11 protein-coding genes are annotated in these 16,055 nt (G+C 66.5%); 6 read left to right on the forward strand and 5 right to left on the reverse strand.

Annotated features, from left to right (window positions below):
- Positions 1-395: 395 nt before the first annotated feature.
- The 6 genes from AC5P65_RS16030 (at position 396) to AC5P65_RS16055 (ending at position 10,327) form a co-directional block, all read left to right on the forward strand.
- Positions 396-2,861, forward strand: coding sequence for a GH92 family glycosyl hydrolase (locus tag AC5P65_RS16030; protein WP_495215728.1), 2,466 nt, complete (start codon positions 396-398; stop codon positions 2,859-2,861).
- Between the two features lie 96 nt (positions 2,862-2,957).
- Positions 2,958-4,007 (forward strand): LacI family DNA-binding transcriptional regulator, encoded by a 1,050-nt coding sequence (locus AC5P65_RS16035; RefSeq protein WP_057499695.1) that lies wholly within the window; start codon positions 2,958-2,960, stop codon positions 4,005-4,007.
- Between the two features lie 60 nt (positions 4,008-4,067).
- Positions 4,068-5,381 (forward strand): L-fucose:H+ symporter permease, encoded by a 1,314-nt coding sequence (gene fucP / locus AC5P65_RS16040; RefSeq protein ID WP_019661435.1) that lies wholly within the window; start codon positions 4,068-4,070, stop codon positions 5,379-5,381.
- 7 nt (positions 5,382-5,388) lie between these two features.
- Positions 5,389-6,384, forward strand: coding sequence for a carbohydrate kinase family protein (locus tag AC5P65_RS16045; protein WP_111102921.1), 996 nt, complete (start codon positions 5,389-5,391; stop codon positions 6,382-6,384).
- Positions 6,381-7,607, forward strand: coding sequence for an AGE family epimerase/isomerase (locus AC5P65_RS16050; RefSeq protein WP_019661437.1), 1,227 nt, complete (start codon positions 6,381-6,383; stop codon positions 7,605-7,607). The genes AC5P65_RS16045 and AC5P65_RS16050 overlap by 4 nt, the downstream gene beginning before the upstream one ends.
- A gap of 101 nt (positions 7,608-7,708) precedes the next feature.
- Entirely contained in the window at positions 7,709-10,327 is a 2,619-nt protein-coding gene (locus AC5P65_RS16055; protein ID WP_495215729.1) for a beta-mannosidase, read from the forward strand.
- Between the two features lie 129 nt (positions 10,328-10,456).
- On the opposite strand, the gene mtnC is transcribed toward AC5P65_RS16055, so the two are convergent.
- The 5 genes from mtnC to AC5P65_RS16080 form a co-directional block, all read right to left on the reverse strand.
- Complete coding sequence (gene mtnC / locus AC5P65_RS16060; protein ID WP_495215730.1) at positions 10,457-11,152, reverse strand: acireductone synthase; 696 nt, start codon at positions 11,150-11,152, stop codon at positions 10,457-10,459.
- 3 nt (positions 11,153-11,155) lie between these two features.
- Complete coding sequence (locus tag AC5P65_RS16065; RefSeq protein ID WP_021204389.1) at positions 11,156-11,713, reverse strand: 1,2-dihydroxy-3-keto-5-methylthiopentene dioxygenase; 558 nt, start codon at positions 11,711-11,713, stop codon at positions 11,156-11,158.
- A gap of 91 nt (positions 11,714-11,804) precedes the next feature.
- Entirely contained in the window at positions 11,805-12,446 is a 642-nt protein-coding gene (locus AC5P65_RS16070; RefSeq protein WP_026347187.1) for a methylthioribulose 1-phosphate dehydratase, read from the reverse strand.
- A 574-nt stretch (positions 12,447-13,020) separates the two neighbouring features.
- Positions 13,021-14,448 (reverse strand): amino acid permease, encoded by a 1,428-nt coding sequence (locus tag AC5P65_RS16075; protein WP_021204531.1) that lies wholly within the window; start codon positions 14,446-14,448, stop codon positions 13,021-13,023.
- A gap of 82 nt (positions 14,449-14,530) precedes the next feature.
- Positions 14,531-16,006, reverse strand: a complete 1,476-nt coding sequence (locus tag AC5P65_RS16080) for an amino acid permease (RefSeq protein ID WP_005416354.1) — start codon at positions 16,004-16,006, stop codon at positions 14,531-14,533.
- Between the last annotated feature and the right edge of the window lie 49 nt (positions 16,007-16,055).

The following is a 16,055-nucleotide window of genomic DNA, read 5'->3' on the forward strand; positions in this document are numbered from 1 at the left end:
GGAAATCTGTCGAAGGCGGGGTGGGTCCGGTTGCGGGGGCGTGAGCCGCATGGATGCGGCGACCGAGCTTACATGGACGTACTTGCAGCGTCCCCCGCAACCGGACCCAGCCCGACTCCCCACAGGAAACCAGCTTCTGCTGTTGCGGTTGCTGTTGCTGTTGCTCCAGCTCGGAGCGGTGCAGGGCGCAGCCCTGCCGAACACCCCCTCATGCTGCGCCGCAGAATGCATTCGGCTGAAGCCGCATGCTCTACTTGAATCGATCTAAATCCACGGTCTGGTGGGTCGGGCGTCATTCCAGGGGGAGCTCTCTGCCAGTCACGGCGGGACTCAGCGGAACGGTGCCGAACGACCCCGGCCGTCTGCCTCCGCGTCATCGACTACAGGAACCCGACATGCGCCCAGTGCCGTCCGCTCCCGCCGTCCCATCGACCTCGCGCCCGCTGGCGCGCCTGGCCTGCCTGTTGGCACTTTCGGCCATGCCGATGCTGTTGCAGGCCGCGCCGGCAGCGCTGGAGCGGGAGGTCAATACATTCATCGGCAGCAAGGACGACGGCAATACGTTCCCGGGCGCGTCGGCGCCGTTCGGCCTGATCCAGGTCAGCCCGATCGGCAGCCACTATTCGGGTTGGCGCTATGACGACGAGAAGATCCGTGGCTTTGGCCACTCCTTCATCTCCGGTGCCGGCTGCTGGGAACAGGGCGGCCAGGTGTCGGTGCTGCCGGTGACCGGCTCGATCGGCCCGGGCGGCGATTTCGATACCGGAAACCCCAAGAAGTTCGACCACAAGACGTATGCCTCGAACTACACCCATGACGGCGAGATCGGCCAGGCTGGCTACTACAAGGTGCGCCTGACCAGCTACGGCGGCATCGATGCCGAGGCGACCGCGCGCACCCGTGCCGCAGCCGAGCGCTACACCTTCAGCCAGCGCAGCGGCGATGGCCACGTCCTCGTCAATGTCGGCCAGGCCAACGAACGCCATTCAGTGATCGGCAGCGTGGTCGATGTGGTCGGCGACCGTGTAGTCGAGGGCAAGCTGGTGACCAAGAGCTTCTGTGGCGGTCATCAGTACACCACCTGGTTCCGCATCGAGTTCGACCGTCCGTTCAAGGCGCATGGCACCTGGGGCGAGGGCGGTGGCCTGCCGGGTGCGCGGCACAGCATGGAAGGCGAGCAGAAGCCGAACGGTGCCTGGCTGACCTTCGACCTGGCCAAGGGCCAGTCGGTGACGGCGGTCAGCGCAATCTCGCACGTGGATGCCGAAGGCGCGCGCATCAATCTGCGCGCAGATGGCATGCAGGGTGGAGCGCTGCTCGGTTTCGACCGCATGCGTGCGTTGTCCCAGCAGTCGTGGCGTGAGCAGCTGGGCCGGGTGCGTGTGCAGGGCGGCAACGCCGACGACCGCGCGGTGTTCTACAGCGCGGTCTACCACGCGCTGCTCCAGCCGATGACCGGCAACGACGCCGACGGCCGCTACCGTGGCTATGACGATGGCATCCACCGTGCCGACGGCTGGACCTACTACGAGTACTTCTCGCTGTGGGATACCTACCGCGCGCAGAACCAGTGGCTGGCACTGACCCGCCCGGACGTGGCGCGTGACATCGGCCGTACCCTGCTGGTGATCGACGAGCAGGGCGGTTGGCTGCCGCGCTGGGGCTATGCCAATTTCGAGACCAACATCATGACCGGCGATCCGGTTACGCCGTTCATGGTCGATCTGTGGCGCTTCGGCGCGCTCAAGGGCCGTGAATCGCAGGCCTGGGATGCGCTGCGCCGCAACGCGTTCGGCACGCCGCCGCTGGACTCGCGCATGGCTGGCCGCTCCGGCAACCCGACCTATCTGGACAAGGGCTACGTGGTCTACGACCGCGCGTTCCCGTCCAAGGGCATGGACGTCGATCCGCATCACGGCGGTTCGGCGACGCTGGAATACGCGCTGGCCGACTGTGCGCTTTCGCAGATGGCCGATGGCCTCGGCCATGCGCAGGACGCGGCGACGCTGCGTGAGCGCGGCCGCAACTGGCGGAAGGTGTGGGACCCGCAGGTGCGTGACGCCGAGACCGGCTTCACCGGTTTCCCCCGCCCGCGTACCGAGGATGGCCAGTGGTACACCCCGGCCGATGGCCACTACAGCCCGCGCTCGCATCACGGTTTCCATGAAGGCACGGCGTGGCAGTACCAGTGGCTGGCGCAGCAGGACGTGCCGGGCCTGGTCGAAGCCATGGACGGCCGCGAACAGGCCGGCCGCCGCCTCGATGCGTTCTTCGCGATGGACGCGCTGCAGGCCGACCCGCTCAATGCCGCCCGCAAGGCGTGGGTGGTCGGGCCGTACAGCTATTACAACCAGTTCCGCTACAACCCGAACAACGAGCCGGACCTGCACGCGCCGTGGCTGTACACACTGATCGGCCAGCCGTGGAAGACCGCCGCCGTGGTGCGTGCGGCGCAGCAGCTGTTCACCAATGCCCCCAACGGCGTGACCGGCAACGATGACCTCGGCACGATGTCGGCCTGGTACCTGTTCAGCGCCATCGGCGTGTACCCGGCGGTGCCGGGCAGTGGCCAGTTCCTGCTGCACACCCCGCGCTTCAGCAAGGTGGAAGTGGACATGGGCAATGGCCGCACGCTGCGCATCGACGCGCCGGGTGCCGATGGCCGCCGTCTGCAGTATGTGCAGGGCGTGCAGGTCGATGGCCAGCCGCATGCGCCGGTTTGGCTGGACTGGAACCAGCTGCAGCAGGGCCCGCGCCTGCAGTTCGCGCTCGACGCGAAGGCGCCGGAGCAGGGCTGGGGCACTGCGGTGAAGGACCTGCCGGTATCCTGGTGCGCGGCACCGGGTAGCCAGCTGCGCTGAGACGGACTGTGCCGTTCGCGGTGACCCAGCGAACGGCACGGCACGACAGGTCCCTGATCCATTAGGCTTGAGCATCCAGCGGAGTCCGGGAAGACGATGAACGACAACGGCAGCAGTCCCAGCAAACGCGCCGGCAAGGCGGTGACGGTGACCGACATCGCGCGTGCCATCGGCGTGTCACGGGCAACGGTGTCGCTGGTGCTGCGCGGCAGCCCACTGGTCAACGTCGATACCCGCGCCAAGGTCGAGGCCGAACTGCGCCGCCAGCGTTATGTCTACAACCGCGCGGCGGCCAACCTGCGCCGGCGCACGTCATCAAGCATCGCGCTGGTGATCAACGATCTGTCCAACCCGTTCTTCGCCGAGTTCGCATCCGGTGTGGATGAGGCGCTGGGCGGGCGTGGTTATGTGACCCTGCTGGGCAGCACCGGCGAATCGCCGGAGCGCCAGCAGGCGGTGCTGTCCACGCTGATGGAGCACACCCCGGCCGGCCTGATCCTGTCGCCGGCCGAGGGCAGTGATACCACGCTGCTGCGGCAGGCGCTGGGTGCCAATGCCAACGTGCTGCTGTTCAACCGCGAGCTTGAAGGGGCTGACTGGGATTTCCTCACCCTCGACAACCAGCACGGCGCCTATCTCGCCACGCGCCACCTGATCGAGCGCGGCCATCGCCAGATCGCTTTCTTCGGCGGCCACGCCGCATCCAGTTCGTGCCACCAGCGCCGTGCCGGTTTCCAGCAGGCGCTGGCCGAGGCCGGTCTGTCGCTGCCGCCGGGCTGGATGATCGAATCTGCACCGAACCGCCTGGAAGCCGCCGCGCGCACCGATGAGTTGTTTGCCGACGGCCATCGCCCGAGTGCGGCGGTCTGCTACAACGACACCGTCGCGTTGGGCCTGATGCTGGGCCTGAATTCGCGTGGCATCCGTCCGGGCGGCGATTTTGCCGTTACCGGTTTCGATGATATTTCCGAGGCTGCGGTGGCAGTGCCGCCACTGACCACGTTGACCGCCGACCCGCGCGAGCGTGGCCGGCAAGCTGCGGCGCTGCTTCTGCAACGACTGGATGAACCGGATGCGCCGCCGCGGCGCACGGTCGCGCCGGTGCAGCTGCGCATCCGCGAAAGCAGTGCCGCGCGACCGAACTGATTCCTTTCATACATCCCTTCCACGCAACAACGACCTTCCGCGCATCGAGGCGCGTACCGCATGCCGATCTCCGCAACGCCCCGTCCATCGGGTTCTTCGGGCAACGCACCCGCCGTCACCAACGGCAAGGCGCTGGCCGTGGTCACCACGATCTTCTTCATGTGGGGCTTCCTGACCTGCCTCAATGACATCCTGATCCCGCACCTGAAGGCGGTGTTCGAGCTGAACTACGCCAAGGCGATGCTGGTGCAGTTCACCTTCTTCGGCACCTATTTCCTGATGTCGCTGCCGGCCGGACGCCTGGTGGCGGCGCTGGGCTACAAGAAGGGCATCGTGGCCGGCCTGCTGATCGCCGGTATCGGCGCACTGGGTTTCTGGCCCGCGGCCGAGCTGCGCGTCTACGGCGCCTTCCTCGGTGCACTGTTCGTGCTGGCGACCGGCATCACGGTGCTGCAGGTCGCCGCCAACCCGTACGTCGCACTGCTGGGACCGGAGCAGACCAGCTCAAGCCGCCTGACCCTGGCGCAGGCGTTGAACTCGCTGGGCACGGCCATCGCCCCGATCTTTGGCGGCATGTTGATCCTGTCCAACACGGTGAAGAGTGCCGATGACATCGCGGCGCTGCCGGCCGCCGAGCAGCTGGCCTACCGTGCCGCCGAGGCGCAGGCCGTGCAGGGTCCATACGTGGGCCTGGCGGTGGCGTTGGTACTGCTGGCGCTGTTCGTGTTCCTGTTCCGCCTGCCGGCGTTGAGCGACGCCACCGAGCAGGCTGATCAGGGTCACCACCACAGCTACCTGGATGCACTGCGCAAGCGCCACCTGCTGCTGGGCGTGCTGGGCATCTTCTTCTACGTCGGTGCCGAAGTGTCGATCGGCAGCTTCCTGGTCAATTACCTGTCGATGCCCAACATCGGCGGCTTCAGCGAACAGGAGGCCACCCATTACGTGTCGGCTTACTGGACGATGGCGATGATTGGCCGCTTCGCCGGCTCGGCGCTGCTGGCGCGCTTCTCGCCCAGCCGCCTGCTGGCGATCTTCGCGCTGGTCAACGTGGCCCTGCTGGTTACGACCATGCTGACCTCTGGCAGCATCGCGCTGTACTCGGTGGTGGCGATCGGCCTGTTCAACTCGATCATGTTCCCGACCATCTTCGCGCTGAGCATCGAGCGCCTGGGGCCGCTGACCAACAAGGGCTCCAGCCTGCTGATCATGGCCATCGTCGGCGGTGCCGTGGTGCCGTACCTGCAGGGCGTGCTGGCCGACCACATCGGTGTGCAGGCCAGCTTCATCCTGCCGCTGCTGTGCTACGGCTACATCATTTTCTACGGACTGGTCGGCGCACGTACGCCGGCTTCCGCAACGCAGGGAGGCTGAGTCCGGAATGGGTGCCATTGTCTGCTTCGGCGAAATTTTGATCGATCTACTAGCGCAGCCGCCGGCCTCGGCCGACACCCCGCGCGCATTCCTTCAGTACGCCGGCGGTGCGCCGGCCAACGTTGCGGTGGCGGCAGCGCGACTGGGGGCGAAGACCCAGTTCGTCGGCATGCTGGGCCGAGACATGTTCGGTGACTTCCTGGCGGACAGCCTGGCCGAGCACGGCGTGGGCACGGATTACATCGTGCGTACCGATGCGGCAAAGACCGCGCTGGCCTTCGTCGCGCTGGATGCCAGCGGCGAGCGCAGCTTCAGTTTCTACCGCCCACCGGCGGCCGACCTGCTGTTCAGTGACAGCGACTTCCAAGCCGCGTGCTTCGACAGCGCGCAGTGCTTCCATGTCTGCTCCAACAGCCTGACCGAGCCGGCCATTGCCGAGGCGACCTTCGCCGGCATGGAGCGCGCCCGTGACGCCGGTGCGGTGGTCAGCCTGGACCTCAATCTGCGCCCGGCGCTGTGGCCGGCCAACGAGGACCCGACGCCGCGCCTGTGGCAGGCGCTGGAACGTGCCGACCTGGTCAAGCTGTCGCGCGAGGAGCTGGACTACCTGGCCGCGCCGCTGGGCAGTGACGGCGAGGCGACGGTGCTGCGGCGCCTGCTGGCCGCGCAGGCGCGCTGGGTCATCGTCACCGACGGTGCGGCCACGCTGCACTGGTACACCCGCGACAACCACGGCACGGTCACCAGTTTCCGCGTGGCCACGGTCGACACCACGGCTGCTGGCGATGCCTTCGTCGGTGGCGTGCTGGTTGGGCTGCTGGAGCGTGGCGGGGCCGGTGCAGGCTTTGCAGCGTTCTGCCAGGACCCGGAGGCGATCACCGCCACGCTGCGCTTCGGTGCCGCGGTCGGCGCTCTGGCTGTTACCCGCAAGGGCGCGTTCGCCGCGATGCCCTCGCTCGATGAAGTGCAGCAGCTGCTGCAGGACCAGGACATTCCCGCATGAGCACCTCGCCCGATTTCCGTTCACCCGCGTTCCTGCGTGCGCACATCGCCGACACGATGGCGTTCTACCACCCGCGCTGCATCGATCCGAACGGCGGCTTCTTCCACTACTTCCGTGATGACGGCAGCATCTACGATGCCAGCCACCGCCACCTGGTGAGCAGCACCCGTTTCGTCTTCAACTACGCGATGGCATACCGCGAGTTCGGCAACGCCGAATACCGCGACGCAGTCGAGCATGGCGTGCGCTATCTGCGCGAGGTGCATCGCAATCCGGCCACCGGTGGCTACGCCTGGACCCTGCGCGATGGCAAGGTCGAGGACGACATGAACCACTGCTATGGCGTGGCGTTCGTGCTGTTGGCCTACAGCTGCGCACTGAAGGCCGGTCTCGAACAGGCCCGCGCATGGATGGACGAGACCTGGCAGCTGCTGGAAGCGCGTTTCTGGGAGCCGCAGCACGGCCTCTACAAGGACGAAGCCGATGGGCAGTGGAATTTCACCGGCTACCGTGGCCAGAACGCCAACATGCACATGTGCGAGGCGATGCTGGCCGCCTTCGAGGCCAGCGGCGAACAGCGCTATGTGGAGCGCGCGCTGCAGCTGGCCGACAACATGACCCGCCGCCAGGCCGCCAAGGCCGGTGGCCTGGTGTGGGAGCACTACGATTCCAACTGGGAGATCGACTGGGATTACAACCTGGATGACCCCAAGCACCTGTTCCGCCCGTGGGGCTTCCAGCCGGGCCACCAGACCGAATGGGCCAAGCTGCTGTTGATCCTGGACCGCCATGTGCAGGCCGATTGGCTGGTGCCGACCGCGCAGCACCTGTTCGACGTGGCCGTGGCGCGCAGCTGGGACGAGGCGCGGGGTGGCCTGTACTACGGTTTCGCGCCGGAATCGCGCCGGCAGCCGGGCATGGATGGCGCCCCGATCGGTGGCGACAGTTTCGTCTGCGACGACGACAAGTATTTCTGGGTGCAGGCGGAGACGCTGGCGACCGCCGCACTGATGGCCAAGCGTACCGGCGATGACCGCTATTGGCAGTGGTACCAGCGTATCTGGGCGTATTCGTGGGAACACTTCGTCGATCACCGGTACGGCGCCTGGTTCCGCATCCTCGATGCCGACAATCGCAAGTACAGCGACGAGAAGAGCCCGGCCGGCAAGGTGGATTACCACACCATGGGTGCATGCTACGAAGTGTTGAACGTCGTGCGTTGAGGTCTGCCGCGCTGCGCGCTCGCCGGACGTGGTCCGGCGCTACCGTGGCGTGTTGAATTGGTAGCGCCGGGCCATGCCCGGCGGAAAAACAGGAGCATCCCGTGCATCGCCTTCCCCTCGTTGTCCGTCTGCTCCTGCTGCTGGTTGCAGCCTCCTCCTTCCCGGTAGCTGCAGCGCCGCTGCAGGCACAGTGGGAGTTCCGCATGCTGCCCGGCGACGCGCAGGGTGCAGCCCATCCGGGCCTGCAGCAATGGCGGGCGGCGACGGTGCCGGGCAGCGTGCACACCGACCTGCTGGCTCACGAATTGATCCGTGATCCGTATGTCGGTGCGCCCGAGGCCGAACTGCAGTGGATCGGCCTGGCGGCTTGGGAGTACCGCGCGCGCTTCGACATGGACGCGGCGATGCTGGTCAAGCCCAATGCCGAACTGCGCTTCGACGGGCTGGACACTTATGCCGAAGTCAGCCTCAACGGAAAGCCGCTGCTGCGCGCGGACAACGCACACCGCACGTGGCGTGCCCGGGTCGAAGGCCGCCTCCGTGCGAGCAACAATGAACTGCAGATCGTGTTCCGTTCGCCGATCCGCACCCTGCTGCCGGGCGTGCAGGCAATGCCGCACAAGATCGCTGGCAACTACCCGTCGCCGTATGGCGATGAGCCGAAGGACGCGATGGTCGGCAACTTCGCGCGCAAGCCGGCCTACCACTTCGGCTGGGACTGGGGTCCGCGCTATGTCACCGCCGGCGTCTGGCGCGGAATCGATCTGCAGGCTTGGGACGCGCACCGCCTGACCGATCTTGCGGTGCGCACGGATGCATTGAGCGCGGAGCAGGCGAAGCTGGCCGTGCTGCTGCGAGTGGAGCAGGGTGCGGCGGCGGGCTCGGCCGTGGTGAATGTGGATGTGCAGGATCCGCAGGGCCGCAACGTGGCCCAGGTGCAGCGCACGGTGCTGCTGAAGCCCGGCCAGAACAGCATCGAGGTTCCGGTTGAACTGGCCGATCCGCGGCGCTGGTGGCCAGTCGGCCACGGCGCGCAGGACCGCTACACGGTGCGGGCCCGCCTGGACCAAGGTGGCGCGCCGGAGCTGGTGCGCGAGCAGCGCATCGGCCTGCGCACGGTTGAACTGCGCCGCGAGGAAGACGGCAAGGGCGGGCAGGGCTTCGCTTTCGTCATCAACGGCGTGGAGATCTTCGCCAAGGGCGCCAACGTCATTCCGTTCGATGCCTTCCCCGCACGGGTCGACGCCGCGCGCCTGCGCCAGGTGCTGACCGCCGCACGCGACGCCAACATGAACATGCTGCGCAACTGGGGTGGCGGCTACTACGAGGACGATGCGTTCTTCGACATCGCCGACGAACTGGGCCTGCTGGTCTGGCAGGACTTCATGTTCGGTGGTGGCATGCAGCCGGGCTACGATCCGGCCTTCCGTGCCAGCGTGGTGGCCGAGGCACGCGACAATGTGCGCCGGCTGCGCCATCACCCCAGCATCGTGCTGTGGTGTGGCAACAACGAGGAAGAAACCGCCTGGAAGGACTGGGGCCACGGTCGCGACCTGAAGGCAGCCGACCCTGCGTTTGCAGCGAAGGTCTGGCAGGGCTATGTCGACCTGTTCGGCAATGATCTGCGTCAGGTAGTGGGGGAGGAGGGGCTGGGCGTGCCGTACTGGTCCAGCTCGCCCAGCAACGACCTGGACGAAAAGGCGAACGACTCGACCCGTGGCGACAAGCACTACTGGCAGGTCTGGGGCAATCCGGCGCTGCCGGTGCAGGCTTACCTGCGCGAGACGCCGCGCTTCATGTCCGAGTACGGCCTGCAGGCATGGCCGTCGGTGGCCACCGTGGACCAGATCGCCACCCGCGCCGAGCAGCGCATCGACAGCCCGGTGATCCGCGCGCACCAGAAATTCATGGCCGGCGAGGGTAACAGCCGCCTGCTGCACTACATCGAACTGGGTTACGGCACGCCGAAGGACTTCGAGGACTTTGTCTACCTCAGCCAGGTGATGCAGGCCGATGGCATCGCGCTGGCCGCGTTGCACCATCGCGCTTCGCGGCCGTACACGATGGGCTCGCTGTACTGGCAGCTCAACGATGTCTGGCCGGGTGCTTCATGGTCCAGCGTGGACTACTTCGGTCGCTGGAAGGCGCTGCACTTCGCCGCGCGGCGCTTCTTCGCGCCGGTCACGGTAGCGGCGCTGCGCGATGAGGGCAGTACGCGGGTACGCCTGATCAATGACGGTGCGGCGCTGAATGCACGTTGGCGGCTGCGGGTGATGGACGTGGAAGGGAAGGTGCTGCGCCGTCGCGAGGACGCGGTGACGCTGGCGGCGTCGGGTGTGACCTCGATCGGTGATTTCCGCGATGCCGAGCTGCTGGCCGGTGCCGACCCGAAGCGCACGGTGGCCGTGTTCGAGCTGCTGCAGAACGGGGCGGTGAGCGCGCGGCAGGTGGTCGGATTCGTCGAAGCCAAGGACCAGATGTTGCCGCGGCAGAAGCTCAAGGCCACGTTGTCCATCGAAGGCGACCACTATCGACTACGGCTGGAAAGCGCGGCTTACGTGCGCGCGGCGTGGATTGATTTCGGTGCATTGGATGTGCAGGTCGAAGACAACCTGCTGGACTTGCTGCCGGGCGAAATCCGCGATATCGCCGTACGCGGCCCGGTGGATCTGGTTACCCTGCGCGAAGCGCTGAAGGTGAAAACCCTCAACGATCGATGAGGGCAGGTGAACCATGTTCTGGTAGGTGTCAACCTTGGTTGACACATCGGCCGTATGCCAACCAAGGTTGGCAACTACCAGAAGCGGAGCCGGGTAGGTGCGGACCGTTGGTCCGCACACCCTTCTTTTTTACAGTTGGATCTGCTGGAAGTTCTCGACCCGCTCGTGGCCATTGGCGGCCTGGCCGGTGCGCGGCATCGGGTAGTCGTCGCGGCGGTCGATCAGGCGCGTCTGCAGGCCGGCTTCACGGGCGGCATCCAGCTCTTCCACCACATCGGACAGGAACAGGATCTCGCCGGCCGGTAGGCCGATGGCCTGCACGATGCGGCGGTAGCTGTCGGCCTCGCGCTTGCCGCCGATCTCGGTATCGAACCAGCCCGACACCAGCGGGCTGAGGTCACCGGCATCGCTGAAGCCGAAGAACAGCTTCTGCGCCGGCACCGAACCGGAGGAGTACACGTACAGCGGCAGGCCGGAAGCGTGCCAGCCCTTCAGCACCGGCGCCACTTCCGGGTAGAAGTGCGCGGTGTAGTCGCCACGGCGGTATCCTTCGTCCCAGATCAGCCCCTGCAGCGCCTTCAGGGCGGTGTGCTTGCGGTCCTGGTCGATCCAGCCCTGCAGCGTTTCGGCCACCAGGCTCTCCTGGCAGGCACCGCCGATCTCGGTAGCCACCGCATCCAGCCAGCGGCGGACGTCCGGCTGCTGGCCATGCTCGGCGACAAACGCCGGCAACGCCTTGCGCGCATAGGGGAACAGCACGTTCTTGACGAACGAGATGCTGCTGGTGGTGCCTTCGATGTCGGTCAGGATGACGCGGGCTTGCATGGATCAGGACGCCTGGGTGGGTACGTAACGGGGGAACTTCTGCGCGATGTCGGTGCCGGTGAAATGACCCACCCAGCCGTCCGGCTCGGTGAAGAAGCGGATCGCCACGAAACTCGGTTCCTCGCCCATGTCGAACCAGTGGGTGGTGCCATCGGGCACGGCGATCAGGTCGTCCTTCACGCACTCGATCTCATAGACCTTGTCACCCACGTGCAGGGTGAACAGGCCGGAGCCGGCGACGAAGAAGCGCACCTCGTCTTCCTTGTGGAAGTGCTCGTCGAGGAACTTCTTGCGCAGCTCGGCGCGGTTCGGGTTGTCCGGGGCGATCGAGGCCACGTCCACGCTCTTGAAGCCGCGCTCGGCGACCAGGCGGTCGATGTCCGCACGGTAGGCGGCGAACACTTCCTCCTGGCTGGCGCCCGGCGCGACTGGCGCGGTGGCCTGCCAGCGCTCGAAGGTGACGCCGATCTTCTGCAGTTCGGCAGCGATGACCGCGCCGTCCTGGGTGTCCAGCAGCGGCGATTCGGGGCGGGTGTCGTCGTAGATGCGCAGTCGGCTCATGGCGGCAGCTTGAACGTCTCGGGGGAAGACAGGGTAGCAGGGTGGGGGCGGGGCGCAGATTCCGGATCGGCATCTGCACCTGCGCGCCGGTTCAGCTGCGCAGCTTGCGCAGTTCCAGTTCGCAGTGGAACAGGAATTCGAACGCTTCCAGGTGGCGGCGTGCTTCGGCCATATCGCGGCCCCAGGCGTACAGCCCATGGCCGTCGATCAGGTAGCCCCACAGGTTCTGCCGGTCGAGCAGGTCATCGACCTGCTGCGAAAGCACGTTCATGTCCTGGGTATTGGCGAACACCGGCACGTCGATGGCCATCTCGTGGGTGCTGTTGCCGGCGAAGGCCTTCAGCAGCTCGTAACCCTCCAGGCGGATGTGGCCCTGCGGCGCATACAGGCGCGAGGCGATGGTCTGCACCGGCGAATGCGTATGCAGCACGCAGCCGACCTCCGGGAAGCGGCGGTACAGCTGGGTGTGCAGCAGGGTCTCGGCGGACGGGCGCAACGGACGGCCCACGGCCTGGCCGTCGAAGTCCACCACCATGATGTCATCCTCGATCAGGCGGCCCTTGTCCTTGCCCGAGACGGTGATCGCCGCGTGGCGGTCGTCCAGGCGGTGGGAGAAGTTGCTGCTGGTGGCCGGGGTCCAGCCGGCGTGGGCCAGTTCGCGGATGTTGTCGATCAGCAGCTGGGCCAGTTCGCTCAGGCGCGCGGTGTCGTACGGGAAGGTGGGGGCGTTCATGTCGGCGATTTTACTGGATTCGGCCAACGGCTGAGCCCCTCGTGGCTGAGAGGTGGTTGGTTGGTCACGGAAAGCGGTTCATGGAGGTGGCGGGGCGGGTGGGCCGTGCAGGGGACGCTGCAAGTACGTCCCTGTAAGCTCGATGGCGCCATCCATGGCGCCAACGCCCCTGCACGGCCCACCCGCCCCGCCTCTGACAGGTTCCGGCGTGCGGCCAGCCACGGAGTGAAGAAGGAAAAGCGAAAAGCGGGTCGCTTCGCTGCGCTTGCTCGGAGCGGAGCATGGCTCCGCTCTACAGAGGATTCATCGAACGGAGAAAATTCATTTCCCGGATGAATTCATCCACGCATGGCGTGGATCTACTGGACGTGCCAGCAGACTGTCGGAGGTGGGGCGGGTTGGGTTCGCGGGGGTGTCCGCGGCATGGATGCCGCGGCCAAGCCCCCAGGGACGGGTTAACGGCGTCCCCCGCGAACCCAACCCGCCCCGCCAAACCCTCAACCCAGCTGTTGCCGTTGCCGTTGCTCCGGCTTCAAAAGCGGGTGCAGGGCCGCAGGCCCTGCAATGCAAAACCTTACTTCCCCCGCAGGCGGCTGTGCCTGAAGCCGTAGCAGAAATAGATCACGAAACCGACGAAGGTCCAGACGCCCATCAGCATCCAGTTGTGCATCGTCATCGCCGACAGCAGCGCCAGGCAGCTCAGCACGCCCAGGCTGCAGATCAGCCAGGCCATCGGCATGCGGAAAGGGCGCGGCAGGTCCGGTTGGGTGCGGCGCAGGATCAGCACGCCGGCGCAGACCGCCGCGAACGCAATCAGCGTGCCCATCGAGGTCAGCTCGCCGAGAATGTCCAGCGGGAACAGCGCCGCCAGCAGCGCGATGCCGATGCCGGTGATCACCGTGTTGATGTGCGGGGTGCGGTACTTCGGGTGGATCCTGGTGAACACCGGCGGCAGCAGACCGTCGCGGCCCATGATCATGAAGATGCGCGGCTGGCCGATGATCATCACCAGCACTACCGATGACAGGCCGACCAGCGCGCCGACCTCGACCACCCAGCGCAGCCAGCCCAGCTGCGGGTGTGCGGCCACGGCAGTCACCACCGGCTCGTCGGTGCCCAGCAGCTGGAACGGCACCAGGCCAGTCATCACTGCGGCCATCGCGATGTACAGCACGGTGCAGATCACCAGCGACAGCATCATGCCGATCGGCATGTCACGCTGCGGGTTCTTCGATTCCTGGGCCGCCACCGATACCGCCTCGAAACCGATGTAGGCGAAGAACACCATCGCCGCGCCACGCAGCACGCCTTCCATGCCGTACTTGCCCGGGCCTTCATTGGCCGGAATGAACGGGGTCCAGTTGCTGGTGTCCACGTACTTCCAGCCGACCACGATGACCAGCACGATCAGGCCGGTCTTGAGCACGACCATTGCCATGTTCATCGCCGAGGACTTGCTGATGCCGACGTAGCACAGCCAGGTCAGCAACAGTACCAGTGCCGCGGCGGGCAGGTTGGCGATCGCGCCGGTGGGCCGCAGCTGTGCGTCCAGTGGCGCACTGACCAGCGCCGCCGGTAGATGGATGTCGAACTGGCTGAGCAGGCTGAGGAAGTAGCCGGTCCAGCTGACCGCCACCGCCGATGCAGAGACGCCGTATTCGAGCACCAGCATCCAGCCGATGAACCAGGCCGACAGTTCGCCGAAGGTGGCATAGGTATAGGTGTAGGCGCTGCCGGAGACCGGCACCATCGAGGCGAACTCGGCGTAGGCCAGCGCGCAGAAGGCGCAGCAGATGGCGGCCAGCACGAACGACAGCATGATCGCGGGGCCGGCGTGGTTGGCGGCGGCCTGGCCGGTGATGACGAAGATGCCGCCGCCGATCACCGCGCCGATGCCGAGGGCGGTCAGCCCCCAGGGGCCTAGGTGGCGGCGCAGGCTCAGGCCGTTGGCGTCTTCATGGGCGGCATGCGGGTGCTTGGTGGCCCACAGTTGCTTGAACATGTGTGGTGGTCTTGTCGAAGCGCGCCAGGAGCGGCGCGCGGGGAAAACGGACGGGCCGGCGCGAGGCCGGCCCGTAGGCGGATCAGGGCGACTTGGCCAGCTTGCTGTTGCGCATGCCGTAGCCGAGGTAAATCAGCATGCCCAGCACGGTCCAGCCGACGAACAGGTGCCAGTGCACCACGAACGCCTGCCAGAACAGGAACAGGCAGGCCGCGGCGCCAAGCGGGCAGATGATCCACACCGCCGGTACGCGGAACGGGCGATGGATCTCCGGCTTGGTATAGCGCAGCACCAGCACGCCGATGCAGACGGTGGCGAAGGCCAGCAGGGTGCCCATCGACACCAGTTCGCCGAGCACGTTCAGCGGCACCAGGCCGGCCAGCGCGGCGGCGATCACGCCGACCACGATCGTGGCCCAGTAAGGCGTGCGGAACCGGGCGTGGACCTTGCCGAAGAACTTCGGCAGCAGGCCGTCGCGGGAAATGGTGTAGGCGATGCGGGTCTGGCCCATCATCATCACCAGCACCACCGAGGACAGGCCGGCGATGGCGCCGATCTCGACCAGGGTCTTCAGCCACGACAAGGTCGGGTAGGGCTCCAGTGCGGTGGCCACCGGCTTGTCGGTGCCCAGCAGGTGGTACGGCATCATGCCGGTCAGTACCGCGCAGACGATGATGTAGACGATGGTGCACACCGCCAGCGAGCCGAGCAGGCCGATCGGCATGTTGCGCTGTGGGTCTTTGGTTTCGCCGGCGGCGGTGGAGACCGCATCGAAGCCGATATAGGCGAAGAACACGATGGTGGCCGCGCGGAAGATGCCGCTCCAGCCGAACTCACCCGGCACGCCGGTGTTTTCCGGGATGAACGGCTGCCAGTTGGCCGGGTCGATATGGGCCGCGCCGATGCCGATGAACAGGCAGATGACGGTGACCTTGATCGCCACGATGATGGCGTTGACGAAGGCCGACTGGGTCACGCCCACGTACAGCAGGCCGGACACCGCCGCCACGATCAGCACCGCAGGCAGGTTGAACAGCTTGCCGGAGGAGACGAACTCGCTGCCGGTCCAGGCGATGGGCGCGGCGCTGAGCAGGTCCGGGAACGGCATGTGCAGCGTGGTGGTGATGAAACTGATCAGGTAGGCCGACCAGCCCACCGCGACCGATGCCGAGGCGAACAGGTACTCCAGCACCAGGCACCAGCCGATGAACCAGGCCATGCCTTCGCCGAGGGTGGCATAGGAATAGGAATAGGCACTGCCGGAGACCGGCATCATCGCCGCGAACTCGGCATAGCACAGGCCCGCCAGCGCACAGGCGAAACCGGCCAGCACGAACGACAGCATGACCGCCGGGCCCGCGTGGTTGGCTGCGGCCTGGCCGGTCAGCACGAAGATACCTGCGCCGATCACCGCACCCACGCCCAGCAGGATGAGGTGTTTAGCCGTGAGGGTCCGTTTCAACGTGGCTTCGCCGTCCAGGCTGCCTTCGATGGGTTCGCCGGCATCGACGTGCCCGGCCGGCTGGACCGGCTTGACCCTCAACAGAGCTTTCAGCATGCAGTACTTCCTAGTGATCGGATGGGGTGGGCGGCCGATACGTTGCCGG

This window comes from Stenotrophomonas sp. YJH_SMC_48-3 (assembly GCF_059369375.1).